The sequence below is a fragment of the Jannaschia sp. M317 genome (assembly GCF_025141175.1).
Classification (GTDB): domain Bacteria; phylum Pseudomonadota; class Alphaproteobacteria; order Rhodobacterales; family Rhodobacteraceae; genus Jannaschia.
The window spans coordinates 683,450-709,193 of sequence record NZ_CP081155.1 but is presented as its reverse complement, the minus strand read 5'-3'; the positions used below and the strand labels follow the sequence as shown (position 1 = coordinate 709,193).

Annotated in this window: 26 protein-coding genes; 12 read left to right on the top strand and 14 right to left on the bottom strand. The window is 66.2% G+C overall.

The window, feature by feature from the left end; genetic code table 11:
• Window positions 1-90: 90 nt before the first annotated feature.
• The 6 genes from K3551_RS03695 to K3551_RS03670 all read left to right on the top strand — a co-directional run bounded on the left by K3551_RS03695 (window position 91) and on the right by K3551_RS03670 (window position 6,711).
• The gene (locus K3551_RS03695) at window positions 91-3,072 is read left to right on the top strand and encodes an L-glutamate gamma-semialdehyde dehydrogenase (RefSeq protein WP_259917776.1); all 2,982 of its coding nucleotides are present in this window, start codon (window positions 91-93) and stop codon (window positions 3,070-3,072) included.
• A gap of 155 nt (window positions 3,073-3,227) precedes the next feature.
• A complete protein-coding gene (locus K3551_RS03690) occupies window positions 3,228-3,992 on the top strand; it encodes an IclR family transcriptional regulator (protein ID WP_259917773.1) in 765 nt (254 codons plus the stop codon).
• Window positions 3,993-4,058: 66 nt separating this feature from the next.
• The gene (gene puuE / locus K3551_RS03685; protein ID WP_259917771.1) at window positions 4,059-5,531 is read left to right on the top strand and encodes an allantoinase PuuE; all 1,473 of its coding nucleotides are present in this window, start codon (window positions 4,059-4,061) and stop codon (window positions 5,529-5,531) included.
• A complete protein-coding gene (locus K3551_RS03680; RefSeq protein WP_259917768.1) occupies window positions 5,525-6,001 on the top strand; it encodes an ureidoglycolate lyase in 477 nt (158 codons plus the stop codon). Before puuE ends, K3551_RS03680 begins: the two co-directional genes overlap by 7 nt.
• Window positions 6,002-6,004: 3 nt before the next feature.
• Entirely contained in the window at window positions 6,005-6,349 is a 345-nt protein-coding gene (locus K3551_RS03675) for a Lin0512 family protein (protein WP_259917767.1), read from the top strand.
• A complete protein-coding gene (locus K3551_RS03670; protein WP_259917764.1) occupies window positions 6,346-6,711 on the top strand; it encodes a Lin0512 family protein in 366 nt (121 codons plus the stop codon). The genes K3551_RS03675 and K3551_RS03670 overlap by 4 nt, the downstream gene beginning before the upstream one ends.
• 83 nt (window positions 6,712-6,794) lie before the next feature.
• Here K3551_RS03670 and K3551_RS03665 read toward each other — a convergent pair whose 3' ends face one another.
• Both K3551_RS03665 and K3551_RS03660 read right to left on the bottom strand, forming a co-directional pair.
• Entirely contained in the window at window positions 6,795-7,793 is a 999-nt protein-coding gene (locus K3551_RS03665) for an ABC transporter ATP-binding protein (RefSeq protein ID WP_259917760.1), read from the bottom strand.
• Window positions 7,790-8,770, bottom strand: a complete 981-nt coding sequence (locus tag K3551_RS03660) for an ABC transporter ATP-binding protein (RefSeq protein WP_259917758.1) — start codon at window positions 8,768-8,770, stop codon at window positions 7,790-7,792. Before K3551_RS03660 ends, K3551_RS03665 begins: the two co-directional genes overlap by 4 nt.
• A 173-nt stretch (window positions 8,771-8,943) precedes the next feature.
• On the opposite strand from K3551_RS03660, the gene K3551_RS03655 reads away from it, so the two are divergent.
• Complete coding sequence (locus tag K3551_RS03655; RefSeq protein WP_259917755.1) at window positions 8,944-9,138, top strand: hypothetical protein; 195 nt, start codon at window positions 8,944-8,946, stop codon at window positions 9,136-9,138.
• Window positions 9,139-9,143: 5 nt separating this feature from the next.
• On the opposite strand, the gene K3551_RS03650 is transcribed toward K3551_RS03655, so the two are convergent.
• Genes K3551_RS03650 through K3551_RS03640 form a run of 3 tightly spaced genes read right to left on the bottom strand, consistent with a single transcriptional unit; the run spans window position 9,144 to window position 11,379 of the window.
• The gene (locus tag K3551_RS03650) at window positions 9,144-9,452 is read right to left on the bottom strand and encodes a hypothetical protein (RefSeq protein ID WP_259917753.1); all 309 of its coding nucleotides are present in this window, start codon (window positions 9,450-9,452) and stop codon (window positions 9,144-9,146) included.
• 2 nt (window positions 9,453-9,454) lie between these two features.
• Entirely contained in the window at window positions 9,455-10,405 is a 951-nt protein-coding gene (locus K3551_RS03645) for an ABC transporter permease (protein WP_259917752.1), read from the bottom strand.
• Entirely contained in the window at window positions 10,405-11,379 is a 975-nt protein-coding gene (locus K3551_RS03640; RefSeq protein WP_259917750.1) for an ABC transporter permease, read from the bottom strand. The genes K3551_RS03645 and K3551_RS03640 overlap by 1 nt, the downstream gene beginning before the upstream one ends.
• A 344-nt stretch (window positions 11,380-11,723) precedes the next feature.
• On the opposite strand from K3551_RS03640, the gene K3551_RS03635 reads away from it, so the two are divergent.
• Window positions 11,724-13,082: an MATE family efflux transporter gene (locus K3551_RS03635; RefSeq protein ID WP_259917748.1), complete on the top strand. Its 1,359-nt coding sequence runs from the start codon at window positions 11,724-11,726 to the stop codon at window positions 13,080-13,082.
• Window positions 13,079-13,480, top strand: coding sequence for a glyoxalase superfamily protein (locus K3551_RS03630; protein WP_259917747.1), 402 nt, complete (start codon window positions 13,079-13,081; stop codon window positions 13,478-13,480). The genes K3551_RS03635 and K3551_RS03630 overlap by 4 nt, the downstream gene beginning before the upstream one ends.
• Before the next feature lie 37 nt (window positions 13,481-13,517).
• Here the strand turns inward: K3551_RS03630 and K3551_RS03625 are convergent, their stop codons facing one another.
• Together K3551_RS03625 and K3551_RS03620 are read right to left on the bottom strand one after the other, a co-directional pair.
• The gene (locus tag K3551_RS03625) at window positions 13,518-15,068 is read right to left on the bottom strand and encodes an ABC transporter substrate-binding protein (protein WP_259917745.1); all 1,551 of its coding nucleotides are present in this window, start codon (window positions 15,066-15,068) and stop codon (window positions 13,518-13,520) included.
• Window positions 15,069-15,160: 92 nt separating this feature from the next.
• Window positions 15,161-15,763: a pyridoxamine 5'-phosphate oxidase family protein gene (locus K3551_RS03620; protein WP_259917744.1), complete on the bottom strand. Its 603-nt coding sequence runs from the start codon at window positions 15,761-15,763 to the stop codon at window positions 15,161-15,163.
• 64 nt (window positions 15,764-15,827) lie between these two features.
• Between K3551_RS03620 and K3551_RS03615 the strand changes: the two genes are divergently transcribed.
• Window positions 15,828-16,577, top strand: a complete 750-nt coding sequence (locus K3551_RS03615) for a helix-turn-helix domain-containing protein (RefSeq protein ID WP_259917741.1) — start codon at window positions 15,828-15,830, stop codon at window positions 16,575-16,577.
• Here K3551_RS03615 and K3551_RS03610 read toward each other — a convergent pair.
• Entirely contained in the window at window positions 16,574-17,029 is a 456-nt protein-coding gene (locus K3551_RS03610) for a YtoQ family protein (RefSeq protein ID WP_259917739.1), read from the bottom strand. The two genes, K3551_RS03615 and K3551_RS03610, sit on opposite strands and share 4 nt — an antisense overlap.
• A gap of 102 nt (window positions 17,030-17,131) precedes the next feature.
• Here K3551_RS03610 and K3551_RS03605 point away from each other — a divergent pair, with 102 nt between their 5' ends.
• Both K3551_RS03605 and K3551_RS03600 read left to right on the top strand, forming a co-directional pair.
• Window positions 17,132-18,349, top strand: a complete 1,218-nt coding sequence (locus tag K3551_RS03605; RefSeq protein WP_259917738.1) for a winged helix-turn-helix domain-containing protein — start codon at window positions 17,132-17,134, stop codon at window positions 18,347-18,349.
• Window positions 18,350-18,458: 109 nt separating this feature from the next.
• Window positions 18,459-18,953 (top strand): hypothetical protein, encoded by a 495-nt coding sequence (locus tag K3551_RS03600; protein WP_259917735.1) that lies wholly within the window; start codon window positions 18,459-18,461, stop codon window positions 18,951-18,953.
• A 69-nt stretch (window positions 18,954-19,022) separates the two neighbouring features.
• Here the strand turns inward: K3551_RS03600 and K3551_RS03595 are convergent, their stop codons facing one another.
• From K3551_RS03595 to argH, 6 genes are all read right to left on the bottom strand, one after another.
• The gene (locus tag K3551_RS03595; RefSeq protein WP_259917734.1) at window positions 19,023-20,597 is read right to left on the bottom strand and encodes an ABC transporter substrate-binding protein; all 1,575 of its coding nucleotides are present in this window, start codon (window positions 20,595-20,597) and stop codon (window positions 19,023-19,025) included.
• Between the two features lie 95 nt (window positions 20,598-20,692).
• Window positions 20,693-21,637 carry an SIS domain-containing protein gene (locus K3551_RS03590; protein WP_259917733.1) on the bottom strand — a complete coding sequence of 315 codons (945 nt, stop codon included), beginning with the start codon at window positions 21,635-21,637 and terminating at the stop codon, window positions 20,693-20,695.
• On the bottom strand, window positions 21,634-22,161 hold the full coding sequence (locus K3551_RS03585) for a hypothetical protein (RefSeq protein ID WP_259917732.1): 528 nt from the start codon (window positions 22,159-22,161) through the stop codon (window positions 21,634-21,636). The genes K3551_RS03590 and K3551_RS03585 overlap by 4 nt, the downstream gene beginning before the upstream one ends.
• Complete coding sequence (locus K3551_RS03580; protein WP_259917731.1) at window positions 22,161-23,063, bottom strand: carbohydrate kinase family protein; 903 nt, start codon at window positions 23,061-23,063, stop codon at window positions 22,161-22,163. Before K3551_RS03580 ends, K3551_RS03585 begins: the two co-directional genes overlap by 1 nt.
• Complete coding sequence (locus K3551_RS03575; RefSeq protein ID WP_259917730.1) at window positions 23,060-24,109, bottom strand: ABC transporter ATP-binding protein; 1,050 nt, start codon at window positions 24,107-24,109, stop codon at window positions 23,060-23,062. Before K3551_RS03575 ends, K3551_RS03580 begins: the two co-directional genes overlap by 4 nt.
• 3 nt (window positions 24,110-24,112) lie before the next feature.
• The gene (gene argH, locus K3551_RS03570; protein ID WP_259917729.1) at window positions 24,113-25,597 is read right to left on the bottom strand and encodes an argininosuccinate lyase; all 1,485 of its coding nucleotides are present in this window, start codon (window positions 25,595-25,597) and stop codon (window positions 24,113-24,115) included.
• Between the last annotated feature and the right edge of the window lie 147 nt (window positions 25,598-25,744).

Genomic DNA, 25,744 nt, shown 5'->3' with positions numbered 1-25,744 from the left:
CCCCGAGATTACCCGTTTTCACGGATTTTACCCCCAAAACACACCGCAAACCACCCGCGATTCAGTGAGATCCGCGCCCGGGACCGCGTTATGATCCGCGCAAGCCAACCCGAGGATGCCATGCCCGCCTTTTCCGCCCCCTATGCACCCGCCGACGAAACCCTGATCGCGCCGCTGATGAAACACGCGCAGATCCAGCCAAAGGTGCAGGCCGCCGCGACCCAGTTGATCCAGGCCATTCGCAAGGCCCACACCCGTATCGGCGGGCTCGAAGACTTCCTGCGGGACTATGACCTGAGCACGCGCGAGGGGCTGGCGCTGATGGCAATGGCCGAGGCGCTGCTGCGGGTGCCGGACAAGGCGACGCAGGATGCGTTGATCGCCGACAAGATCGGGGCGGGCGACTGGTCGGGGCAGGAGCCGTCCGAAGCCTGGCTCGTGTCGGCCGCGACCTGGGGGCTGGGCCTGTCCTCTCGCCTGCTGCGGCCCGGCGACACGGTCGAGGGCGTGGTCGGCGGTTTGACCCGCCGGATCGGGGCCCCTGCCGTGCGCGCCGGTGTGCAACAGGCAATGCGCTTCATGGGGCACCAGTTCGTCCTGGGCGAAAGCATCGAGGCCGCCCTGAAACGCGCCCGCGAAAGCGAGGCGAAGGGTGCGCTGCATTCCTACGACATGCTGGGCGAAGGCGCGCGGACCTGGGGCGATGCCCGCCGGTATGCCGACAGCTATGCGCGCGCCATCGCAGCCATCGGTCGCGCCGCCGGGACGCGGGCCCTGCCCCACCGCCCCGGTATCTCGGTCAAGCTGTCCGCCCTGCACCCCCGATACGAGGCCCGCAACCGCGCCGCCGTCCTGGCAGAGCTGGTGCCCGTCCTGATCGAGCTGGCCACACAGGCCAAGGCCCACAACCTGAACTTCACCGTCGACGCGGAGGAGCAGGAGCGGCTGGAGCTGTCAATAGATGTGATCGAGGCCGCCTTTGCCGACGACCGGCTGCGCGGGTGGAACGGGTTCGGCCTGGCGATCCAGGCCTATGGCAAACGCGCCCTGCCACTGATCGACCGGATCGGCGCATTGGCACGGCAGCATGGCCAGACCCTGATGGTGCGGCTCGTCAAAGGGGCCTACTGGGACACGGAGGTCAAACACGCCCAGGTCGAGGGTCAGACCGATTTCCCCGTCTTTACCCGCAAGGCCGTCACGGACCTCAACTATCTGGCCTGCGCCGAACGGATGCTGGCGCTGCGCCCCGTGCTCTACCCGCAGTTCGCGACCCACAACGCCCTGAGCATCGCGGCGATCCTCGACATGGCCGCGACCTCGGGGCGGGAGGATGGGTACGAGTTCCAGCGCCTGCACGGCATGGGCGAAGCGCTTTATGCCGGACTGCGCCGCATCAGCGATGTGCCCTGCCGGATCTATGCGCCCGTGGGCGGGCACCGCGACCTGCTGGCCTATCTGGTGCGCCGCCTGCTGGAAAACGGGGCCTCCACCTCCTTTGTGGCCAAGGCGGGGGACGACGATGTGCCGGTTGCCGACCTGCTGTCGATCCCGGATGATCTGCGCACTGCGCCACGACATCCGCGCATCGCCTTGCCCGGTGCGTTGTTCGGCGCGCGGGTCAATTCGCGCGGCATGACCTTTGGCGACCGGGTGGACCTGGACATGCTGGGCCAGGCCATGGCCCGCGCGTCGACGGCACCCGCCGCCCCGCAGGTCGACCCAACAGACGCCATGACCCGCGCCGCCCGTGCCTTTCCCGCCTGGTCCGCCACCCCGGTGCAAACCCGCGCCCAGGCCCTGCGCCGCGCCGCCGACCTGTTGGAGGAGCATCGCGCCCCATTGATGGCGACCTTGGCCCACGAGGCCGGCAAGACCATCGACGACGGCATCGCCGAAGTGCGCGAGGCGGTGGATTTCCTGCGCTACTATGCCGACGAAGCCGAACCGCTGTGCACCCCGCGGGCCTTGCCCGGCCCCACCGGCGAATCGAACCGCTGGCAGGTTCAGGGGCGGGGCGTGTTCCTGACCATCGCGCCCTGGAACTTTCCCCTGGCGATCTTCTTGGGGCAATGTGCCGCCGCCCTGGCCGTGGGCAATACCGTCGTCGCCAAGCCCGCGCCCCAGACCCCGCGCATCGCCGCGCAGGCCGTGGCGCTGTTGCACCAGGCGGGCGTGCCCGCAGACGCGTTGGTCCTGGTGCCCGGCGGGCCGGAGGTGGGACAGAAACTGACCTCGGACCCCCGTCTGGCCGGAGTGGCCTTTACAGGGTCCACAGGAACGGCGCGCGCCATCAACCGGGCGCTGGCGGCCAGCGACGGGCCCATCGTCCCGCTGATCGCGGAAACCGGTGGCATCAACGCCATGATTGCCGATGCGACCGCCCTGCCCGAACAGGTGGCCGATGCCGTGGTCATGTCGGCCTTCCGCTCGGCCGGGCAACGGTGTTCGGCCTGCCGGATTCTTTATGTGCAGGAAGACGTCGCCGACCGGATGATCGAGATGATCGCCGGCAATGCCGCGACCCTGCGCCTGGGCGACCCGATGGACACCGCCACCGACGTGGGACCGATCATCGACCAGCCCGCGTTGGACCGGCTGACCGCTCACGTTGCCCGCCACAAGATCGCGTTTCAGGGTGCGGCCCCCGAAGGTCTGTTCCTGGCGCCCACGATCATCGAACTGGCCCCCGACCAAACCCTGACGGAAGAGGTGTTCGGCCCCATTCTGCACGTCAAACGATACAAGGCAGGCACGTTGGACAAGGTTCTGGCAGAGGTGAATGGCACCGGCTACGGCCTGACCTTTGGGCTGCACAGCCGGATTGACGCAACCATCGCCAAGGTGACGGCGGCGGTGGGCGCGGGCAATGTCTATGTGAACCGCAATCAGATCGGGGCGATTGTCGGGTCACAGCCATTCGGCGGACATGGCCTGTCGGGGACGGGACCAAAGGCGGGCGGGCCGCTTTACCTGCCGCGTTTCGCGACCGAACGCGTCGTATCCACGGACACCACCGCGGCAGGGGGCAACGCCAGTCTGATCGCCATGGCGGAGGTCAGCACCGGCTGACCCCGCCAAGGGAGCCACACCGAAGCGCTTTCAAATTCCGGTGACCTGTCCTATATCGGCTGTCATCCGGCGACGGGCCACCCGGCCCTCCTCCGGGCATCGGTTCGGGAGGCCGGATGCCCGTTGATGCGACCGGGGCAGAAAGGGTGCCTTCCATGGACGGTCAGAACGAGACCATTCCGACGAACCTCCGGCTCGTGCTGGTCCTGGAAGAGATGTCGCGCAGCGGTGCTCCGGTGACGCCGACGTCCGTCAACGCGCGCTTGGGCCTTCCCAAGCCCACGATCCACAGGCTGTTTGCGACCTTGGAGGCCGAAGGCTTCCTGCAACGCGATATTGGCGAGCGCGCCTATCTGCCCGGCCCGCGCCTGCGCCGGATGGCCGGCGGGGTGCTGTCGACGTCGCATCTGCAAAGCGCGCGGCGCAGCATTCTGACCCGGCTTAGTCGCACCTTCGGCGAGACTTGCAACATCTCTCTGCCGGACGGCGAGAACATGGTCTATATCGAACGGGTCGAGACGGAGTGGCCGCTGCGCATCCAGTTGCCCATCGGCACGCGCGTCCCGCTTTATGCCACGGCTGCGGGCAAGATGTTCCTGTCGACGATGCCCGACCGGTCCCTGCGCGGCTATCTGAACACGGCCACGCTGAAACCACTGGCCGCACATACCTTCACCGATCCCGAAGACCTGAAGCTGGAGATCGAGTGCATCCGCCGTGACGGCCATGCCACCGACCGGGGCGAGTTCATGGAGGATATGGTCGCCGTGGCCGTACCCATCCTCGATGCCAACGACCGGCTTTTGGCGACGCTGTCGGTTCATGCGCCGGTGCAGCGCATGTCCGTGACCGAGGCGATTGCCCGCCTGCCCGAGTTGAAGGCCGCCGCCGCCGAATTGTCGCTGCTGTCGACGGATTGATCGACTGGACCCTCGGGGCGCTGCGCGTCATGGTCGGGCAACCGACCCACGCATCCCGGAGTTTCCATGCCCGACCGCTATCCCCGCGACATGCTGGGCCACGGCCCCACCCCGCCCGACGCCCATTGGCCGGGCGGTGCCCGTATCGCCCTGTCCCTTGTGCTGAACTACGAAGAGGGGGGCGAGAACAACATCCTGCACGGCGACCCTGCTTCCGAAGCGTTCCTGTCGGAAATCACCGGGGCCCAACCCTGGCCCGGTCAACGGCACTGGAACATGGAATCGATCTATGAATACGGGTCGCGCGCCGGGTTCTGGCGTCTGCACCGGATGCTGCGCGACCTGCCCGTCACGGTCTACGGCGTGGCGACCGCCCTCGCCCGCTCGCCGCTCCAACTGGAGGCGATGCAGGGGGCGGGATGGGAAATCGCGTCCCACGGCCTGAAATGGGTCGAGCACAAGGACATGCCCGAGGCTGAGGAACGCGCGGCAATTCGGGCCGCACTGGACCTGCACACCGATCTGACCGGCACACCTCCGCGTGGCTGGTACACCGGGCGTTGTTCCCAGAACACCGTGCGGCTGGCCGCAGAAGAAGGAGAGCTGGCCTATATCTCCGACAGCTATGCCGACGATCTGCCGTATTACGTGCGCATCGGCGACCGGCCCCAGATGATCCTGCCCTACACGCTGGACGCCAATGACATGCGGTTCGCGATCCAGGCAGGCCATGCCGATGGCGCCTCGTGGGAGCAGTATCTGCGCGACAGTTTCGACTGTCTCTATGCCGAAGGGGGGCGGATGATGTCGGTGGGTCTGCATTGCCGCCTGGCTGGTCGTCCCGGACGGGCACAGGCGCTGAAACGGTTTCTCGATCACGTGCGCAGCCACGAAGGCGTCTGGGTCGCCACCCGCGAACAGATTGCCGCGCATTGGGCCAAGGTCCACCCGCCGGTCGTGCAATCGGCCCGAGGTGCCCGCGATCTGGTGCGCGATGCGGTGCCCGCCCTGTCGGACCGCGACGTCTCCTCCGGTGACATGGTGCACGAGATGGACCGCGACGCCTTCGTTGCCCGCTTCGGCGGCATCTTCGAACATTCCCCCTGGGTGGCCGAACACACCTGGGAGGCAGAACTGGGCCCCGCCCACCACCATCCCGCCGGCCTGTCCGCCGCCATGTCCCGCGCTTTCCGCGCCGGGTCGGAGGACGCGCGCCTGGCCGTCCTGACCGCGCATCCGGACCTGGCTGGCAAACTGGCCGCCGCCGGACGGCTCACCAACGAAAGCACGGCCGAACAGGCCAGCGCTGGTCTCGACCATTTGACCGACAACGAGCGGGAGACGTTCCAGAGGCTCAACGCCGATTACGTGGCCCGCTTCGGGTTTCCCTTCATCATCGCGGTCAAGGATCACGACAAGGCCGGCATCCTGGATGCCTTTCACCGGCGTATCGCGAACGACCGCGAGGTGGAATTCGCCGAGGCCTGTCGTCAGGTCGAACGCATCGCCCGCCTGCGGTTGGAGGCGCTGCAATGGTAGACCGGGTAATCCGGGCCGAACCGCTGACCGCCGCCGCCTTTGCCCCCTACGGCACCGTCATCGCCTGCGGCACGGGCGAGGCGCGGCGCATCAACGCGGACATGTGCACCCGCTGGCACGACCGCTGCCGCCCGGATGTGGACGGCCCGGCGTCCATCAGCCTGTTTGACGCCATCCCCCGCACCCTGCCGTACCGTCTCGACCTGATCGAACGGCACCCCAAGGGATCGCAGGCATTCCTGCCGATGACCGAGCACCCGTTTCTGGTGATCGTGGCCGACGCCCCCGACAGCGCGCCGCGCGCCTTCCTGACCGCCCCGCACCAAGGCATCCAGTTCCACCGGGGCACCTGGCACGGGGTGCTGACGCCGCTGCAGGCCCCCGGCCTGTTCGCGGTCATTGACCGCGAGGCGACGGCGGACAATCTGGACGAACATCACTACGACATCCCTTGGACAGTGGAGCGCTGAGACATGCCAAAGACGCAATTCGCCATCGAAATGGGGATGGGCACCGACCTGACCGGCGAGGATCAGACCAAGGCCGCCTGTCGTGCCGTCTTTGATGCGCTGCACCGCAATTCCCTGACCATCGGCCCGGCCTTCGGGTTCCCACGTGACGCCATGCTGGTGGATATCCGCGTGGGCGTGCCCGATCCGGGGGCCGTCGATACCGCCCGCGTGGCCGCCGAAGCGCCCTATGGCACCGTGACCGTCGCGGCCGTAAAGGGCGGCGCGCGCCTGCCGTCGCGGGACAAGCATGTCGTGGTGGCCAATGCCATCATCTCGGTCAGCTTCGACGTGGAGATCGCACGATGAGCGAACAGCAATTGATCCTGGAAATCGGCATGGGTGCGGACGTCCATGGCCGCGACATGACCAAGGCCGCGTTGCGTGCCGTGTCTGACGCGATCCGCCATTCGTCGCTGTCGGTGTTCGCGACCTGGAAGGTGCCGCACAAGATGCGGATCGAGGTGACCATCGCCTGCCCGGACCCCGAAGCCGTGGATCGCGCAGCGGTCGCAGCGGCGCTGCCTTATGGCACGGTCGAGGTGATCTGCGAGGCAGGGGGCCTGACCGACGAGGGCATGGGCGGCAGCGCCGACACAACCTTGGTCATCGCAGGCGTTCGGGCCTTCCTGGAAACCGGCAACAGCCCCTTCACCTTGCAAGGCGACTGACCCGGTCCGCAGCCAGATCCTTCGAAGGATCTGGTCATTTTCTTCGAAGAAAATGATCGCCCGCCCGCCACCGGGCGGCCAGTTCAGGCGGCGCTCTCCAACTTGATCTCGCCCGCGTGGTGACAGGCGACACGACCGGCACCGAAGGCCTCCAACGGCGGACGTTCCTGCTTGCAGATATCGGTGGCCAGTGGGCAACGTGGGTGGAAGGCGCAGCCCTTGGGCGGGTCGATTGGGTCGGGGATCTCACCCTCGGGGGGGATCACCTCGCGCCCGAAGGCGTCCAGCTTCGGGGCCGCATCGATCAGCATCGCCGTGTAGGGATGCGCGGGTTGGGTAAACAGCGCCTCGGGCGGTGCCTCCTCGACCAGGCGGCCCAGATACAGCACGCCGATGGTATCGGCCATGTGCCGCACGACCGTCAGATCATGGCTGATGAACAGGTAGGTCAGCCCGTGCTCATCCTTCAGATCGCTCATCAGGTTCAGAACCTGTGCCTGAACCGAGACGTCCAGCGCGCTGGTCGGTTCATCGCAGACAATCAGCTTCGGCTCTGACGCAAGGGCCCGCGCCACGCACAGCCGCTGCCGCTGTCCGCCGGAGAACTGGTGCGGGTATTTGCTCGCGTCTTCGGCGGCCAGGCCCACCTGTTCCAGCAACCGTTCGGCCAGGCCGTCGACCTTGCCCCCCCGTGCCACCACCGGTTCCGTGATGATGTCCCGTACACGCCAGCGCGGGTTCAGGGACGCAAAGGGATCCTGAAAGATCATCTGGATGTCGGTGCGGATGCGGTCGATGACCTCCGGGTCGCGTTCGGTCACCAGATCGACGCCGTCGATATCCACATGCCCCTCGGACGGGGTCAGCAGGCCCACCACCATCTTGCCGATAGTGGACTTGCCCGACCCGCTTTCACCCACCAGCGCATAGGTCGTGCGTTCGGGGATGTCGAAACTGACATCGGACACGGCGGTCAGCATCCGTTTGGGCAGGCGTTCGATCAGCCGGTTCAACCAGGGTTTCGAGACGTCGAAAACACGGGTGAGCCGCTGCACCGAGACGAGGGTTCGGGACGGGCTCATGCGGCGCTCTCCTCTGCATCGATGGGGAACCAGCAGGCGGCGCGGGCGTCGGCCTCGCCGACCTTGGGACCGGGGTTCTGTCGGCAACGATCCTGCGCGCGCGGACAACGGGGATGAAAGGCGCAGCCGTCCGGCAACCGCCCCAGACGGGGCATCGCACCCGGGATCTGACGCAATCGGTGTTGGCCGGCAGATGCCGCAGGCGTCGAAGCCATCAGGCCGTCGGTATAGGGATGGCGCGGCTGGCCCACGATCTGGCTGACGGGCCCGATCTCGGCCAGGCGCCCGGCATACATGACGGCCACGCGATCGGCGGTTTCCGCGATCACCCCCATGTCATGGGTCACCAGCATCGCAGCCATTCCCCGTTCGCGACACAACCGTTTGAGCAACGCGATGATCTGCGCCTGAACCGATACGTCCAGCGCGGTCGTCGGTTCATCCGCGATCAACAGGGTCGGCTCGGCACATAGCGCCAGCGCGATCACCACCCGTTGCCGCATCCCGCCCGAGAATTCATGCGGATAGGCGCCCAACCGATCCTTGGCCGCCGGAATGCCGACCTCATCCAGACCTTGAATGGCCCGCGCCTTCGCCTCTTCGTCCGACACGTCGAGATGGCGCAGGATCGTTTCGGTCAGCTGTTCGCCCACCGTGAGCAACGGGTTCAAAGACGTCAGGGGATCCTGGAACACCATCCCGATCCGCTTGCCCCGGATCTTGCGCATCTGCGGCAGGGTGTAGTGGTCGATCCGCTCGCCTTCCAGCAGGACCTCTCCGCCGGAGATATGGGCGGGCGGGTCCAGCAGGCCGATGACCGCGTTGCCCGTCATCGACTTGCCCGCGCCGGATTCACCGACCACGCCCAGGATCTCGCCGGCGGCGATGTCCCAACTGACCTTGTCGACCGGGCGCAGGGTGCCGTGGCGCGTGGGGATGTCGACCGTCAGGTCGCGGAGCGAGAGAACAGGGGTCAAGGCAGTCTCCGACAGGTCAGATATTCGGCAGAAGCGCCGTCAAAGTGCGCGCTTGCTGCGCTGCGGCGTGATGTCATGCCGCGACGCGGCACAAACCGTTGATCGGGGCGGCGCTGCGCGTAGCCTGGGGCGCATCGGCGCGGGAGGGCCACACAAGGACAAGGAACCAAGACATGTGCCTTACTGCTTCTGCCCTCGCAATGTTTCTGACCCTGATCGGGCCGGAGGTCATCTCCGCTGAACCGGGTCGCTATACCATCCGGTCGGACACGCGGGACGTTCACTGGATCGCGTCGGGCGAAACCTGGTGCACCGATGGTCCGCAGCAGGATCGCCGCCTGCGCTTTGCCAGTGTCGCCGCGAAATAGGGGCATCACGCCCCCCCCAGCTGCATCCGCAGCGCATCGTCAGACGCAAAAAGCGTTGTTTCCGGCAGAAACGGCGCAATTTCCGGACGGCCACGCCAGGTCATCTGCACCAAGGCCAGCGGATTGCGGACGCAGCCGGTGCGCACGATGACATCGTCCCCGTCCTGCGCCCGCGCCTCCACCTCGAGTGTATCGCGGCGAGGATAGAGCACGTGCCCCGGCGGAAGCTCGGCCAGCAGATGCTGGCGCAGGGCGGCCCGCTCCTCCGGTTTGGGCTGCCAGAACCCGGTGCCGCGATAGGGGTCGCCGCCCATGATCAGCGCAGCCTCGGGTTCAGCGCATCCCGCAGCCAGTCACCCAGCAGGTTCACCGACAGCGCCAGCGCCAGCAAGGTCAGCGCCGGGAAAAACAGGATCCACCATTCGCCCGAGAACAGGAAATCCTGTCCGATCCGGATGAGCGTCCCCAGCGAAGGCTGCGTCGGCGGTGCCCCCACGCCCAGGAACGACAGCGTCGCCTCGGCGATGATCGCCAGCGCCAGGGAAATGGTCGCGATGACCAGCACCGGCGACAGAACATTGGGCAGGATGTGCCGCAACATGATCGCAGCCGGCTTGCGCCCGATCAGGCGTGCGGCCTGCACGTATTCCTTGTTCTTCTCGACCAGGGTGGCCCCGCGCACGACGCGGGCGAATTGCACCCAGTCCGACAGGCCGATCGCGATGATCAGCACCCAGATCGCCATCTGATCGCGGTATTCGATCGGGATCACGCCCCGCGCCACCCCAAAGATCAACAGCGCCACAAGGATCGACGGAAACGTCAGCTGCACATCCGCCACGCGCATGATGATCGTCTCGGTCCAGCCGCCCAGATAGCCCGCCAGCAAGCCCAGCAGAACGCCCAAAACCATCGAGAACATCACCGCCATGACCCCCACGAACAGCGATATCCGCAAGCCGTAGAGGATCGTCGAATAGACGTCGCGGCCCTGATCGTCGGTGCCCAGCCAGAAGCTTTCGCCGGTAAAGGCATTGGGCACGCCGGGCTGCGAAAACCCGTTCATCAGATTCAGGGATGCAGGGTCAAAGGGGTTGGTCGTCGCCACCAGGGGCGCAAAGATCGCCGCCAGTACCATCAACAGCGTCACGAACGTCGCGATCATGGCCACCGGCGACCGGCGGAAAGAATAGGCGATGTCGCTGTCCCAGGCCATGCGCAGGCGGGACGGGGCGGCCTCGGGTGTGGTGTCGGGCGTGTCGGTCATCAATGCCTCCCGTCGATGCGCAAGCGGGGGTCAACCCAGACATAAAGGATATCGACCAGCAAGTTGATCATCACGAACATCACCGAGATCAGCATCAGATAGGCCGCCATGACGGGGATATCGACGAATTGCACGGCGTTGATGAACAACAGACCGACGCCGGGCCATTGGAACACCGTCTCGGTGATGATCGCAAAGGCGATGATGGCACCCAGCTGCAGGCCGGTGACCGTGATCACGGGCACCATGGTGTTCTTTAGCGCGTGGCGGAAATTCACCGCCCGTGCCGACAGCCCCCGCGCACGGGCAAAGCGGATATAGTCCTGGCGCAGCACCTCGAGCATTTCGGACCGAACCAGGCGCATGATCAGCGTCATCTGGAACAGGCCCAGCGTGATCGACGGCAAGATCAAGGACTTCAGCCCCGAGGTCGTCAGGAAACCAGTCGTCCACCAGCCAAGGTCAACGACCTCTCCCCTGCCGAAGGTCGGCAGCCATCTCAGCTGGACGCCAAAGACGTAGATCAACAATATCCCGATCAGGAAGGTCGGCAGACTGACCCCGATCAGAGACGCCGACATGATCAGGTTCGCCCCCCAACCGTCCCGCCGGATCGCGGTAAAGACGCCCAGGCCGATCCCGACCGTCAGGGCCAGAACCCCGGACACCAGCGCCAGTTCCAGCGTGGCGGGCGCGCGTTCGGCGATGATTTCGGCCACGGGGCGCGACTGCCGGTAGGAAATGCCGAAATCACCGGTCGCCGCACGGGCCAGAAACTTGGCGTATTGCACCGGGAAGGGGTCGTTCAGGCCCAGCGCCTCGCGCAGACGTTCCACGTCCTGGACGGTGCGCTCCTGGCCCAGCAACTGCTCGATCGGATCACCGACGAACCGGAACATGGAAAAAGCCACGAGGCCGACGGCCAGCAGGACGACGACGGACTGGAAGATGCGGCGAATGATGTAGGCGAGCATCCGGCGATAGTGCGTTTCCTGACCGAATGGTCAAGGCCCGATCCGCGCCTCGGACGCGATATGGCCGAGCAACTGCAACAGGCAGGGTTGATCGAAATTTTCAATCATTCCACACCGACCTCGGGTGGTCGGCCGAGGAGGGCGCGCCGCCCAGGGGCTTGACCGATCTCCTCGTCGGGGGTAGCCCCGCGCCACGGGCACCAGGCGCCCGCCGTCCGCAGGCCATCGGGCCCCGGTGAAGTCCTGAGTTTTCGGCAATCTAGCCCACGATCTTTTCGTCCGTCGCACGGACGGCAATGCGGACCCCGACCAGAACGCGCGACACGACCAAAGGAGCCGGGGCCATGTCCGCCGACCACAATCCATTTCTGCACGGGCCTCTGCCCGTCATCTATGCGCGCACCGCTTTGCCGATCATTCTCGTGATGGGGATGAACGGCGTTCTGGCCGTCACCGATGCGCTGTTCCTGGGCCGCTATGTGGGGCCCGAGGCGCTGGCCGCCGTGACCCTGATGTTCCCCGCCTACATGCTGATCGTTTCGCTGGCGACGCTCGTGTCCAGCGGCATGTCCTCTGTGCTGGCGCGCCGGGTGGGGGCGGGAGACATGGCCGGTGCGCGCAGCGTCTTTCACGGGGCGCACGGGCTGGCCCTGATCAGCGGGGTGGTGGTGATCCTGGCCTTTCTCGCCGCCGGTCCGACCGTCGCCCTGATCGCCGCCGGAGGAGAACCGCTGTTGGCGGATCTGGGGCTGATCTATCTGCGGATCACGGTTCTGACCGCGCCGATGATGTTCGTTCTGTCGGTCAATTCGGATGCCCTGAGGTCCGAAGGGCGCGTCGGCTTCATGGCCGCCATGAGCCTGTTCGTCTCGCTCGCCAATATCGGGTTCAACTGGGTTCTGATCGCGGGCCTTGGCTGGGGCGTGGCCGGGTCGGCCTGGGGCACCGCGGCGGCGCAGGCGGTGGCGCTTGCGATGATCGTCGCCTTCCGCCTGCGGGGCGGGGCGTTGCCCCCCGGCATCGGCACCGGCCACTGGGGTCGCATCCTCGCCCTAGGCGCACCGCAGAGCCTGACATTTGTCGGCCTGGCCCTTGGTTCGGGCGCCATCGTGGTGGCGCTGCAATGGGTGGGCGCGCCGGGCTATGCGGATACGATCGGGGCCTATGGCATCGTCACGCGGGTCATGACCTTCGTCTATCTGCCGCTTCTGGGGCTGAGCTTTGCGATGCAGACCATCACCGGCAACAACTATGGCGCGCAGGCCTGGACCCGTTCGGACGCCAGCCTGCGGGTCGCCTTGATGCTGGCCTTGGGCTATTGCGCCGCGATGCAGCTGGGACTGACGGTCTACGCAAGGGACCTGGGGGCGATCTTTGTCGATGATCCTGCCGTCATCGACCAGGTGGCGCGGATCCTGCCGGTCATCGTTGCGCTGTTCGTTCTGGCCGGGCCGATCATGATGATTTCGGCCTATTTCCAGGCGATTGGCGACGCGACACGGGCGGCGATACTGTCTCTGACGCGACCCTACCTGTTCGCAATTCCGTTGACGTTCCTGCTGGCCGACCTGTTCGGAGAGGCGGGCATCTGGTTGGCTGGCCCCGCAGCCGAGGCGCTGCTGGCGCTGGTCGCATTGGCGGTGCTGATGCAGTCGGCGCGGCGCGGGCTTGGCTGGGGTCTGTTCACGGGGGCACGGGCATGAACCGCCGCGACGCCAAGGGCCGCGCCCGCACCCTGCGCACCGACCTCGCCGCGCAGGGCGAGGAGATCAGTCACGCCGCCGCTTTGGAACGCGTGGCCCGCGCCGAGGGGTTTCGCGACTGGAACACGATGTCGGCCAGCCTGACGGACGGTTGGCAGGTCGGGGACCGGGTGCGCGGACAGTATCTGGGTCGGGATTTTGACGCCACCGTCCTGACGGCGCAGGTGCTGCCGACCGGCTGGACGCGCCTGACGCTGGACCTGGACGAAGCGGTCGACGTGGTCCGGTTCGACAGTTTCTCGGCGATGCGCAAACGCATCACGGCAACCATCGGCCCAAAGGGCACCACGGCGGAGCAGACCTCGGACGGCGTGCCACACCTGATCGTACGGTCCTGAATTGGCCGGGAGCGCCATCGCCCCCGGCCCGTTGTGATCACTCGGCCATTTCGATCCAGCGCAGGACAAGGAAGTTGTCGGGCCGCTGCACGACCTCGACGCCTTCCTTCACGCCCCAAACCAGGGGCTGCACATACAGCGGCACATAGGCCACGTCGTCCAGCTGGATATTCGCCACCTCGTCCAGCATCGCCTGACGCTTGGTGTCGTCGATTTCCGACTGGATCATCGGCAACAGCTCGTCGATGCGCGCGTTGGAATAGCCGCCGAAGTTCCAGGACCCCAAGCGCTTTTCTTCGTTGGGCGTGCTCAGCAGGAAGCGGATCGGATGCTCGGCGTCGAAGGTGCCGGGCGACCAACCCAGCATGTACATGTCGTGATCCTCGGACCGCAGAACCGGCCAGTAGTTCGCGACCGGCATCGTCTCCAGCAGAGGCTCCAGCCCCAGTTGCGCCAGCATCGCGTTGATCGCCGTGCAGACCGCTTCGTCGTTCAGATAGCGGTCGTTCGGGCACTTGAGCGAGAACCGGAAGCCATCGGCATAGCCCGCCTCGGCCAGCAGGGCCTTGGCCCCTTCCAGGTCGTAGGCCGGACGCTCCAGCCCTTCGGTGTAGCCGCGCATGCCGGCCCCCACCAATTGCGCCACCGGCTCGGCAGATCCGCGCATGACGGTCTGCAGAATGGCGGGCACGTTGATCGCCTGGGCGACGGCCTGACGGACGCGCGCATCGGTAAAGGGATTGCCCTCGCCACCCGCGATCAGGCCGTCGGCATCATGAGGGAAGCCCAGCATGATCACCCGCGCCTCGATCCCGCGCACGACATCGACGCCCTCGGCGGCGTCGACGCGATTGGCATCCTGCACCGGCACCGGCTCGATCAGGTCCAACTCTCCGGACAGCAGCGCCGCAACCGAGGTGGCGGAGTTCTGGACAGGCGTAAAGGTCGCCGTGGTCACGTTGCCCCGGTCGTCGCCCCACCAGCCGTCATAGGAGGTCAGCACGGTTTTCAGGCCCGGCTGACGTTCCGTGACCATGTACGGCCCGGTGCCGTTGGCGTTGAGCGTGGCATAGTTGCCCTGTTCGATGTTCGGACGTTCCGCGCCATTGGCGGCGGCCCAGCCCGCGTCCATCATCATCCAGTTGGCGATGCTGTCGGGGAAGATCGGGTTCGGGGCAGAGGTCATGATGTCGACGGTGAAGTCGTCGACCTTGATCACCTCTGACACGGGCGCAAACCAGCTGGAGGTGTCGGACTGCTCGGACGCGGCGCGCTCATAGCTGAAGATCACATCATCGGCGTCGAAGGTTTCGCCCCCGTGGAAGGTCACGCCCTGCCGCAGGGTGAAGCGCCAGCCCTCGCCCGCGCCAATCGGCTCCCACGATGTCGCCAGCGCGGGTTCGATCGACATGTCGCGCCCGCGCCGCACCAGACCTTCGTAGATGTTGCCCAACAGGCTGAACACCGGGGCAGAGTTGCCCGCGTTCGGGTCCAGCGTGTTCGGATCGGTCGTCGACGCGTAACGCAGCTCTGCCGCAGATGCGGGAAGGGCCGTCGCCAAAAGCAGCGCGGTCAAGGTTAGTTTCATGAGGGATCCCCGGAATTGATTGTGCACGTCTCACCATGGAGCAGTTTCCGCCGAGGTCAAATCACGAGTGTCGCAGGTCCGCCCCGCAGGCATCACCACATCCGATTGCGCGCATAGTCGGGGTAGGTTGCATCATAGCTGGCCCCATCGAACGCCGGGATTTGTTCACGCAGAAAATCCCCCGCACTGGGCACCTGCGGGCGCGGCGTGTCCGCCGACCACAAACCAGACCGAAGGAGCGCCTTGGCGCATTGAAAGTAAGCCTCATGCAGGGTGACGACGATCACGGTGCGGGGGTGTTTGCCCGCCTTGTCGAAACGCGCGCACATGTCCGCATCGTCCACCAGCACGGCCTGCCCGTTCACCCGCACGACATTGTCCGCGCCCGGCACCAGGAACATCAGGCTGATACGCCCATCCGCCACGATGTCGCGCAGGCAGTCCAGCCGATTGTTGCCGCGCCAGTCCGGTAACAACAGAGTACGGCCATCGGCGATCTCGACCACGGGTCCATCGTCTCCGCGCGGGCTGCCATGGGTGCCCCCTGGCCCGACGGTCGACAGAACGACGAATCGCGCCGCGCCGATCCATTGCCGATAAAGCGGCGTCAGATGATCTGACACCTTGGTCAGTGCGGCGGGTACGGGGGGTCCATAAAGCGCGTCCAGCGCGGCGAGGGTGGTGATCTGGGGCATCGGTGTTCCTTTTGGATCCGTCATACCTTGTCCCGATCCACAAATGGGGCCAGAAAATCGCGAAATGGGCCAAACCGACACCTCGCCGTTGCGCGCCACCTCATCGGACGCAGTGCAGGATCTGCCGCACGAGGTGGTGGCCTTTCGCAAAAGCTATGCCTGCGGGCATCTGTCGGACTGGCACGATCACCCCCGCCATCAACTGATCCATGCGGTCGCGGGCCTGATGCGGGTGCGCACAGCGGACGCCAATTGGGTCGTCCCGCCGGGCAGTGGGCTGTTGATGCCTGCCGGACGGGCACACCGGGTCCGGATGGTCGGCGATGTCCGGGTCGAGACGCTGTATGTCGCCCGCCAGGTCGACGGGTTCGACACCCCGCGCATGATCTCCGTCACGCCCCTGCTGTCGCTTTTGATTGCCGCGCTGTGCCGGGCCGAGGAGGACACCGTGCGCAACGCACATCTGCGCGCGCTGGCCTTGATCGAATTGCGCGCGGCCCCGACCGAGGCGCTGTCTCTCCCGACGCCGCGGGATGTGGCTCTGCGCCGGGTCTGCGCCGCCTTGACCGCCGATCCGGCCAATCCGCGTGGATTGGACGCGTGGGCCGTTCAGGCAGGGCGCAGTCGGCGGTCGTTTACCCGCACGTTCCAGGCTCAGACCGGACTGTCGTTCGGGCAGTGGCGCGGGCGGCTGCGGGCTCAGGTGGCCATGACCCGACTGGCGGCAGGCGAGGCCGAGACCCGCGTCGCCCGCGATCTGGGGTATGCCAGCCCCTACGCCTTGCGCGCGCTGCTGGCGCGGATGGCGCGCTAGCCGGGCAACTGGCCCGACATCACGTAGCGCAGGATCTGGACAATCTGTTCGGGTGTTTCCACCACGGCCAGCGCGGCGGCGTCGACCTCTTTGAGGGCATGCTGATGGTCGGCCCCGTGCATGACGATCAACGACTTGCCCAGCGCCGCCGCCTGTCCCGCATCAAAGGCCGCGTTCCACTGCTTGTATTTCTCGCCAAAACGCACAACCACAACGTCGGCCGCAGCCAGGGCATGCCGCGTGCGGATGGCGTTCAGCTTGGCGCCTTTGTGATCGTGCCAGAATTTCGACGGCTCTGCCCCCATGATGGCAACGCCGCAATCGTCCGACGCAGCATGATCGGTCACCGGCGCGGAAAAGGTGACATCCAACCCGGCAGCCCTGCAACCGGTGATGATCTCTTCTCGCCAGTCGGTGTGGATTTCGCCGGACAGATAGACGGACAGGGTCATGGCGGGTCTCCTTTGGGTCGGTTTGGGGTATCGCCGCCGGGGTCTGTGCAATCAAGCCGGTTTCGGGCTGTGCCGGGGGACTGGGACTTGTAGTCTGGTTTCATGACACGCAGCCCCTTCCTCGACAACGCCCGCGCCCGTGCACTGTTCCTTGACCGTCACGGGCTGGCCGAAACGCCGTCCGGCACGGGGCGCGGGGAGGATCTGCGCGGCGTGCTGCAAGATTTGGGTTTCGTGCAGCTGGATTCAATCAATACCGTCGCCCGCGCGCATCACATGATCCTGCACGCCAGGCGGCCCAGCTATCGGCCCGCGGCCCTGCACCGGTTGCACGACACCGACCGCGCCTTGTTCGAACATTGGACCCATGACGCCAGCATGATCGACATGGCCCATTTCCCGCACTGGCGCCTTAAGTTCGCGCGCCATCAGGCAACAGCGGAGCGGCGCTGGCAGCACAAGGGCCGGCCCGACTGGCTGACCAAAATGGACGAGGTGCTGCGCCGGATCGCCGACGACGGCCCTTGCGGATCGGGGGACGTGGGCGCGACGGAGGCGCGGTCTTCGGGTGGGTGGTGGGATTGGCACCCGTCCAAGGCCGCGATGGAACATCTGTGGCGGACGGGCGCGCTGTCGGTGACCCGGCGCGACGGGTTCCGCAAGATCTATGACGTGACGGAAAACGTGATTCCCCAGGCCACGCGCGCCGCCTCTGTGGACACAGAGACGACCGTGGACTGGGCCTGCGGCAGTGCGCTGGACCGACTGGGTTTCGCCACCTCGGGGGAGCTGGCGGCCTTTTGGGCCTTGATCACCCCGGACGAGGCAAAACGCTGGGTCGCGGATGGGCTGGCGGGGGGCACCCTGACCGAGGCGGAGATCGGCTTGGCCGACGGGGCCCGACGCCGCGTCGTTCTGCGGCCCGAAACCCTGGACCGGCCTACGCCTCGCGTCACGCCCCGCCTGCGCATCCTCAGCCCCTTTGACCCGGCGCTCCGCGACCGGGCGCGGGCGGAACGGCTGTTCGGCTTCCACTACCGGATCGAGGTTTTCGTGCCCGAGGCGCAGCGACGCTATGGCTACTACGTCTTTCCGATTCTCGAAGGCGACCGCCTGATCGGGCGCATCGACATGAAGGCGGAGCGGGGAGCGGATGTCTTGGCTGTCCGCGCGCTCTGGCCCGAGGCGGGGGTGCGATGGGGTGCCGGACGACAGGCACGGCTGGAGGCGGCGCTGGCCCGCAGCGCCCGTCTGGCGGCGGTAGGCACCGTAAACTTTGCCGCCGATTGGCTGCGAGCCACTCAGCCCCCCGGCACCTGACGCCCGGCATATCGCCGATACCCGGGCCCGCGCCCTTGCGTGATCGCCCACCGTCAGGTCATCTTGACGTGGCGGAAATCGCAACCATCGGCCCCGGAGGGACGACCCCATGGAAATGTCCTGCAGCTTCGAGAACCTGTCTTCGACCGAGTTTCACGGCAAGGTCGACCATGATGGATTCAATTCCGTCACCAGCTTCACCGAGATCCCGCCCGACACGCTCCTCTCGGGGGGCGGACAGGGGACGCTCGCCGTCTCGCAGGATTTCCTGAGCTTTGTTGGTCAGAACCGCCATTCGGCAAGTGTCATCTGGTCGGTTCCCGGCTCGCGCGTCGAACACAAGGCGGGATGGATGCATGTCGTGTCCCCGATCTCTTTCGGAATCCGCCTGAACTTCTATCCGCGGGTGGCGGGCATCGGACGTGCGCCGGATTGGTCGGTCAGCGCGATCAACGATACAACGCTGGAAGTCTGGGAAACCCGCAGCGGCAGCGACTGCGCGCAGACGCTGATCCTGGACAGTTTCAGGGATTTCGACGTTCAGATCGCACCGACCGCGTCACATTCGGAGCTCTCTCTTCGATGTCTGATAATCTCGAAGTAGCCATCGGCGCACGGTGCACAGCAAAACGGGGGCCAGAAGGCCCCCGTTCGCATCCGTCAGTAGATCGGATCAGTTCATCTCGAAGAATTTGATCTTCGGGTCATCCTCGGGCGAAACCTCGATGCCCACCTTGTCGGACATGCCCCAGTTCAGGACCTGGTGGTGCAGCGGGATATACAGCTGCTCGTCCTGCACGGTCTGCCAGATCCCGGCGATGGAGGCGTTGCGCGCATCCAGATCCGTCTCGGAGGCAAGGCTGACGATGGCCGCATCCGTATCCGCATCAGAGAACCCGGTCGGGTTCCAGGACCCACGTTCCCCGTCCTTGGAGTGGACCAGGAAGTTGAAGATGTACTCCGAATCGTAGGTCGGCACGCCCCAGCCCAGCATGTAGAAATCGGTCGTGCCGTTCTGGATCAGCGGGAAGTGCAGCGCCTTGGACTGCGCGTTCAGATTGGCGGTGATGCCGATCTGGCCCAACATGCCGACAGCCGCCTGACAGATCGCCTCGTCGTTGACGTAGCGGTCGTTCGGGCAATCCAGCTGGATCGAGAAGCCGTCACCATAGCCGGCTTCGGTCAAGAGACCCTTGGCGGCCTCGACATCCGTGGCGGGCACGGCGTCCAGCGCCTCGGTCCAGCCGTTGACGAAGGGCGGCATGATGACGCCGGTGGGCTGCGACTGGCCGCGCATGACGACCTGTTTGATGGCATCCCGGTTGATGGCCATGTTCATCGCCTGACGCACACGCACGTCGGACAGCGGGTTGGCGCCGTCGACATTGTCCGACGACAGATCATCGGCACCGATGTTCATCCCGAAAAAGATGGTCCGGTTCTGCGGCGCGGTCTTGACCACCAGGCCGTCGGTCGCATCCACGCGGCCCAGATCCTGCACCGGCACATCCTGGATGAAGTCCACCTCACCCGACAGCAGCGCGGCAACCCGCGTCGCGGCGTTCTGGATCGGCGTGTATTCGATGCGCGTCACTTCCAGGGCGAAGTCGTCCTTGCCCCAATACTCGGGGTTCGCCTCCAGCACGGTGCGAACATCGGGTTCGCGGCTGATCAGCGTATAGGCGCCGGTGCCGTTGACGTTGGTCGCGGCAAAGGTCGTCTCGCCGTTGGCGATATCCTGCACCTTTTCGACGCCATTGGCCTCGGTCCAGCCCTTGTCCATGATGAACAGGTTGGTGAAGTTGTTCGGCAGGATCGGGTTCGGACCGTCGGTGACGAATTCGACGGTGTGGTCGTCCACGGCGCGCACCTCGACGATGGAGGTCAGCAGTTCTTTCATCGCCGAGGTTTCGGACTTGGCCCGCTCAAAGCTGAAGACGACGTCTTCGGCGGTCATGTCAGCCCCGTCATGGAATTTGACACCCTGGCGCAGGTTGAACACCCAGACGTTGGGATCATCGGCCTTGGGGGCCCAATCGGTCGCCAACGCGGCCTGAAATGCACCAGAGGTGTCGCGGATGATCAGCGGCTCATAGATCTGATGGGCCAGCGTGTGGGTCGGGCCCTCGTTCTGGGCGTGCGGGTCCAGCGTCAGGCTGTCGCCCGCCCGCGCCCAACGCAGGGTTTCGGCATTGGCGGCACCTGCGGCCAATGCGGCAATGGTCAGAATTGCGGTTGTTCTCAGCATTCGGAGTCTCCCGGTTGGAAAGATGCCAGGCGTCGTTCAGCGCGCCCGGCGGTGGCGGAACTGGACCATCCTTTTTGATCGGGTGCAAGCGCACCTCAGACGGTCACGGTTTCCTTCTTGAGACGATCGGGCACGTCAGGGTTCAGCCCCCGCGCCCGCGCCGCCTGTTCCAAGGCCACGTAGATCGGCACCAGATCCAGCAAGGGATCCAGCAGCGGATGCAGCCCCGTCGGCGCCGGCGGGTGCAGGGTCCGCGTGTCGGGCAATGCCGCGCCGCGCGTCAGGTCCAACACCGGATAGCCATCGCGCAGGATCTGCATCGGTCCGTGGCGCACCTCGGCCGAGGAATAGGCCAGCGCGGTCATCCCACACAGTTCCATCGCCTTCAGCGCCACCTCGCCCGCGATCCCCAGCGACGCACTGCGGCCCAGCACCATCAACCGGTCACCGCCTGTCAGCACGGCGTCCAGCCCGTCGATCCGACGCGGCTGCGACAATGCTTCGGGCATCCGCACAAGGGCCGCGCGCAGGGCATCGTCGTCCTGCCACTCTGCCAGCAACATCGCGCCAGCCAGCACCGAATTGACAAAGCTCTTCGTGGCCGCGACGGCATGCTCCGGCCCGGCATGGATATCGAGCGCGTCGCCCGCCGCTCTGGCCAGAGGGCTATCGAACCGGTTCGTCAGAACGATCAGGTGTCCGCCCCCGGCAACCACGGCTCGCCCGGCGGCCAACAGATCCTCGCTGCGACCTGATTGGCTGATGGCGACGGCGACCTGTCCGGACAAACGCGGCACCTGGTGGTGCAGCGACGCCAGCGACGGCGGATAGCTGAGCGGGACGACCCCCGACAACGCCCCGGCCCCATAGGCCAGCACCGTGGCCGCATGGTCCGAACTGCCCCGCGCGATGGTGGCCAGGATCGAAGGATCCTGCGCGCGCAGCCGTGCACCGGCCTCGGCCAGGGCGGGCGCGCCGCGGTCAAGCAGGCGGGCGGCGGCCTCGGGGATTTCTGCAATTTCCCGTGACAGGATGCTCATGAAAGGGGCCTCAACAGCGTTTCGAAATTTGCCCCCGTCAGGGGGATTGCAGCGCCCGTTTCCCAGTCGAACAGGGATCGGGGCACCGTGGTCAGCGGGCCAAGGTAGACATGCAGCCCCAGACTGGGCGCGCCGTCTTCCGCATGGACGGAATGGATGTCGTCGGGACCAAAGACATGAAAGCCGCCGGCCTCGAGGACGAGGGCACCGCCAGGGCGGGCAAGACCATCGACGCGATGCCACAGGCGATTGCGTTCGCGGCCCTGATAGACCCCCAGAACGGCGGGCATGGCATGATCATGGGGCGGCAATTCCACGTCCGGCTGAAATCGTTCATGCCAGACCGACACGGTGGCATCCTCAAACAGACAGGTCTCGTCCCGGTCCGGCGTGGGGGCCCCGGCGGCCACACGGGCCGGATCGGCCAGCGTATCGGCCATCAACCGCGTCACCGCAGCCAGCGGATCAGCAGCCGCAGCGGCGGCGCGCGCATCCGCGACGAAGGCCTCCAACGTGAAGCCCATCACTGTGCCGCCGCCAGTCCCAGCCGGTCCTGACGGATCGCCAGCGCGCCGGTCGTGCCGCCAGCCGCCGACACCGCCTGCGTGCCGCAGGCGATCCCCTCGGCCAGACACTCTGCCAGGGGCAACCCCTCCAGCCAGCCATGCAGAAAGCCACCGTTGAAGGCGTCTCCGGCCCCGGTGGTATCGACCACTTTGGCCGGGTGGGCGCAGGCCTCGGTCATGGTGTCGCCTACCAAGGCACGCGCGCCTTCGGCCCCGCGTTTCACGGCGGTCACCATCTGCCCGCGCGGGGTCAGGCCCATGGCCTCCAGCCGGTCCAATTCGTCGGCGTTGGGCAGAAAGACGGCGACCCTCTCGATCAGGGCGGCGGCCTGTGTGGTCAGGCCGTCGTCCCACCCACAATCAAGCGAGACGGTCAGCCCCGCCGCCTCTGCCAGATCCAGAAGGTCGGGCCGTTCCGCCAGGGTCTTCAACTCTCCCACGTGCAAGTGCCCGATTCCCGCATCCCGCAGGGCGGCGGCATCGAAGGCAGGCGCCGCAGGTCCCGCATCCCGCGTCACGAACGCCCGGTCGCCCCCGGTTGCCATGGCCACCGTGACCTGTGGGTCCAGTCCGGCGGCGGCGAAACGTGCGAAACTGCAATCCACCGCAAGGCGCGACAGCTCCTGCGCGACCTGCGTGCCAAAGGGATCAGCGGGCAGAAAGGCACCAAGGAACGCGGGGCGACCCAGCGCCGCCAGATAGGCCGCCGTGATCGCGGCCCCCCCGCCGGGATGCAGGGACAGACCACCGGCGAAGGTCTCTGTCCCCAGGGTCGGCAGACGCGGCAAATCGGTGAAGACCAGGTCGCAATAGACCCGCCCCACGCATAGAACCCCTGGCCTGTCCGCCGCGGCTGTCATCCCAGCGCCACCCCGCTCGCCTTGTCGAACAGATGCACATCCTGCGGATTGGCCCCCAGCAGAACGGTCGCGCCGACATCAGGTGGCGTGCGCCCGTCGGCCTTAGCGATGATTTCACCGCCCTTGGTGTCCACATAGATCAGGGTTTCGGGGCCCAGCGGTTCGCGCACGGTCACGCGCCCCTCGATCAGGGCGTTCTCGGCCACCGGGTGCAAATCGTCGGGCCGCACGCCCAGCAGGATATCGCCGCCCGCATTCGACCCGGTGCCGATCACCCCGCCAGAGGCCAGCGTCACGGTTCCGTTCTGTGCAACCCCCTCCAACATGTTCATGGACGGCGCCCCGATAAAGCGGGCGACAAAGGTGTTGGCCGGGTTGCGATAGACCTCGGCGGGGGTACCGACCTGCTGAATATGGCCGTCCTTCATGATCACGATGCGGTCGGCCATTGTCATCGCCTCCACCTGGTCGTGGGTGACGAAAACGATGGTGTTGCCGACGCGTTGGTGCAGCTTCTTGATCTCCAGCCGCATTTGCGTGCGCAATTGCGCGTCCAGATTGCTGAGCGGCTCGTCGAACAGGAACACTGCGGGGTCACGGACCATCGCGCGACCGATGGCGACCCGCTGCCGCTGTCCACCGGACAGTTGGTTCGGCTTGCGCGACAACAGCGGTGTCATGTCCAGGATCTCGGCCACTTCGTCGATGCGGCGTTCCTTGTCCGCCTTCGGCAGCTTGGACGACCGAAGGCCGAATCCGATGTTCTTGCGCACCGTCATGTGCGGGTAGATGGCGTAGTTCTGGAACACCATGGCGATGTCCCGGTCCTTCGGCTCCAATCGGGCGACGTCGCGGCCAGCGATTTCGATGGCACCGTCGGTGACGTCCTCCAACCCCGCAATCAGGCGCAAGGTCGTCGACTTGCCGCAGCCCGATGGCCCGACAAAAACCACGAACTCCCCGTCTGCGACGTCCAGGTTGATACCGTGCAGCACCTCGGTGTCGCCATAGCGCTTCACCAGATTGCGGAGGCTCAGATTGGCCATGGGTCAGGCCCCTTTCAGATCGTTAAAAGCGCGGGTCAGGTCCTGGTCCGCGCGGGCATGGCGGCGGGCGCGCAGGTCGGTGCGGGTGCGCAGATCGACGAGCGTTTCGGCGTAGCCCTCGAAGGCGGCATCCAGCGCGGCAGGCGCGGGCCCACCGATCCGGTCGCGACGGGCGACGAAGGTTTCCATCGCCACCGTCTGTGCAAAGGTCGCGGCGTCCATCGCCGCCTCGCGCCCCGCCTGATCGGCAAAGGCCGCGCGGAACGCGTCGAAGCCCTCGCCCAGGGGCACGCCCCGCGCGATGACGGATTTCGCAGTGACGGCGGCCACATGATGGGCGGCGCGGAACGTCAGCCCCTCATCGCGCACCAAGGTATCAGCCAGTTCGGTGATCGTGACGCAGGCCGCATCGGCGGTCCGGCGCACGCGGGTCCCGTCGACCCGTGCCGCCGAGACCACGGCGGCCAACAGGTCCAGCATCCGGCCCCCGCTTTCGAAGGCGGCATAGCCGGCCTGCTGCACCTCGCCTTCGCTGTCGTTCATGTCGGTAAAGGGCGTGTTGCGCATGGTATCGACCATCACGTCGCAGCGCCCGGCGGTGACGGCAGCCAGATGGCGCATATGTTCGATCGGCACCGGATTCCGTTTCTGCGGCATGATGGAACTGATCTGCACCAGCCCGCCCGGCAAATGCAGCTGCCCGACCTCAAAGGCCGACCAAAAGGCGAAATCCTGCACCAGACGGCCCAGATGCACGAACGGAAGCTTCATCGCGGAATAGAGCCCGGTGACATAGTCGACCGACGCGATACAGCCGTAGGAATTGACCAGAACCCCCTCGAACCCCAGCAGGTCCGCCATGCGGGCGCGGTCGATGGGAAAGCCACTGGTCGTGATCGCGGCGGCCCCCATGGGGCTATGCTCCAGGCCGTCTGCCGCCTCCGACAGGCGTGCGGCGTCGCGCAGCAGAACCTCCAACGCGGCGGCCAGGTAATGCCCAAAGGTCGAGGGCTGCGCCGGTTGGCCGTGGGTATAGGCCACGATCAAGGTATCGCGTTCCGCCCGCGCCTTGGTCAGCAGGGCCTGCGCCAGATCCTGCACCTGCGCCTCCAGGCGTGCGACACGGCCCCGAAGCGCCAGCTTGAACAGCGTGTGATCCATGTCGTTGCGCGACCGCGCGGTGTGCAAGGCCCCGCCAAGATCGCCCAGCCGCTTGCGCAGCTCCGCCTCGACGAGGAAGAACCAGTCTTCGTATTCGCCCGTATAGTTCAGTTGCGAATGATCTAGGTCCGTTGCAATTCCATCCAGCGCCACAGCGATGGCGCCACCGTCATCCGGTGACAGGATCCCGGTCTCGACCAGCATCACCAGATGCGCCCGGTTGATCGTGTCCATTCCGGCGGCGTAATGCGCCTTGACCCCTTCGAACAGCGGGGCAAGCACGGTGTCGCGATAGACCGGGTGGGGGAAGGTTTCCAGATCGGTCATGATGCACCTCTCGTCACGGGCCTCAAGCTCCGTTCCGGGGCCGAGCCCTGGCTGATCGAACGCCACCCCACCGCGTGACCTGCGGAAAGGCGTCGTGTCAGCGTCATTCTGGCAAGAAGACCGGACGTTGCGAACGACCGCCGCTGC

Bases quoted from the DNA above. Each gene is read 5' to 3' on its own strand.
- K3551_RS03695 (WP_259917776.1), top strand. From the start codon at position 91: ATGATCCGCGCAAGCCAACCCGAGGATGCCATGCCCGCCTTTTCCGCC.
- K3551_RS03690 (WP_259917773.1), top strand. From the start codon at position 3,228: ATGGACGGTCAGAACGAGACCATTCCGACGAACCTCCGGCTCGTGCTG.
- puuE (WP_259917771.1), top strand. From the start codon at position 4,059: ATGCCCGACCGCTATCCCCGCGACATGCTGGGCCACGGCCCCACCCCG.
- K3551_RS03680 (WP_259917768.1), top strand. From the start codon at position 5,525: ATGGTAGACCGGGTAATCCGGGCCGAACCGCTGACCGCCGCCGCCTTT.
- K3551_RS03675 (WP_259917767.1), top strand. From the start codon at position 6,005: ATGCCAAAGACGCAATTCGCCATCGAAATGGGGATGGGCACCGACCTG.
- K3551_RS03670 (WP_259917764.1), top strand. From the start codon at position 6,346: ATGAGCGAACAGCAATTGATCCTGGAAATCGGCATGGGTGCGGACGTC.
- K3551_RS03665 (WP_259917760.1), bottom strand. From the start codon at position 7,793: ATGAGCCCGTCCCGAACCCTCGTCTCGGTGCAGCGGCTCACCCGTGTT.
- K3551_RS03655 (WP_259917755.1), top strand. From the start codon at position 8,944: ATGTGCCTTACTGCTTCTGCCCTCGCAATGTTTCTGACCCTGATCGGG.
- K3551_RS03650 (WP_259917753.1), bottom strand. From the start codon at position 9,452: ATGGGCGGCGACCCCTATCGCGGCACCGGGTTCTGGCAGCCCAAACCG.
- K3551_RS03645 (WP_259917752.1), bottom strand. From the start codon at position 10,405: ATGACCGACACGCCCGACACCACACCCGAGGCCGCCCCGTCCCGCCTG.
- K3551_RS03640 (WP_259917750.1), bottom strand. From the start codon at position 11,379: ATGCTCGCCTACATCATTCGCCGCATCTTCCAGTCCGTCGTCGTCCTG.
- K3551_RS03635 (WP_259917748.1), top strand. From the start codon at position 11,724: ATGTCCGCCGACCACAATCCATTTCTGCACGGGCCTCTGCCCGTCATC.
- K3551_RS03630 (WP_259917747.1), top strand. From the start codon at position 13,079: ATGAACCGCCGCGACGCCAAGGGCCGCGCCCGCACCCTGCGCACCGAC.
- K3551_RS03625 (WP_259917745.1), bottom strand. From the start codon at position 15,068: ATGAAACTAACCTTGACCGCGCTGCTTTTGGCGACGGCCCTTCCCGCA.
- K3551_RS03620 (WP_259917744.1), bottom strand. From the start codon at position 15,763: ATGCCCCAGATCACCACCCTCGCCGCGCTGGACGCGCTTTATGGACCC.
- K3551_RS03615 (WP_259917741.1), top strand. From the start codon at position 15,828: ATGGGCCAAACCGACACCTCGCCGTTGCGCGCCACCTCATCGGACGCA.
- K3551_RS03610 (WP_259917739.1), bottom strand. From the start codon at position 17,029: ATGACCCTGTCCGTCTATCTGTCCGGCGAAATCCACACCGACTGGCGA.
- K3551_RS03605 (WP_259917738.1), top strand. From the start codon at position 17,132: ATGACACGCAGCCCCTTCCTCGACAACGCCCGCGCCCGTGCACTGTTC.
- K3551_RS03600 (WP_259917735.1), top strand. From the start codon at position 18,459: ATGGAAATGTCCTGCAGCTTCGAGAACCTGTCTTCGACCGAGTTTCAC.
- K3551_RS03595 (WP_259917734.1), bottom strand. From the start codon at position 20,597: ATGCTGAGAACAACCGCAATTCTGACCATTGCCGCATTGGCCGCAGGT.
- K3551_RS03590 (WP_259917733.1), bottom strand. From the start codon at position 21,637: ATGAGCATCCTGTCACGGGAAATTGCAGAAATCCCCGAGGCCGCCGCC.
- K3551_RS03585 (WP_259917732.1), bottom strand. From the start codon at position 22,161: ATGGGCTTCACGTTGGAGGCCTTCGTCGCGGATGCGCGCGCCGCCGCT.
- K3551_RS03580 (WP_259917731.1), bottom strand. From the start codon at position 23,063: ATGACAGCCGCGGCGGACAGGCCAGGGGTTCTATGCGTGGGGCGGGTC.
- K3551_RS03575 (WP_259917730.1), bottom strand. From the start codon at position 24,109: ATGGCCAATCTGAGCCTCCGCAATCTGGTGAAGCGCTATGGCGACACC.
- argH (WP_259917729.1), bottom strand. From the start codon at position 25,597: ATGACCGATCTGGAAACCTTCCCCCACCCGGTCTATCGCGACACCGTG.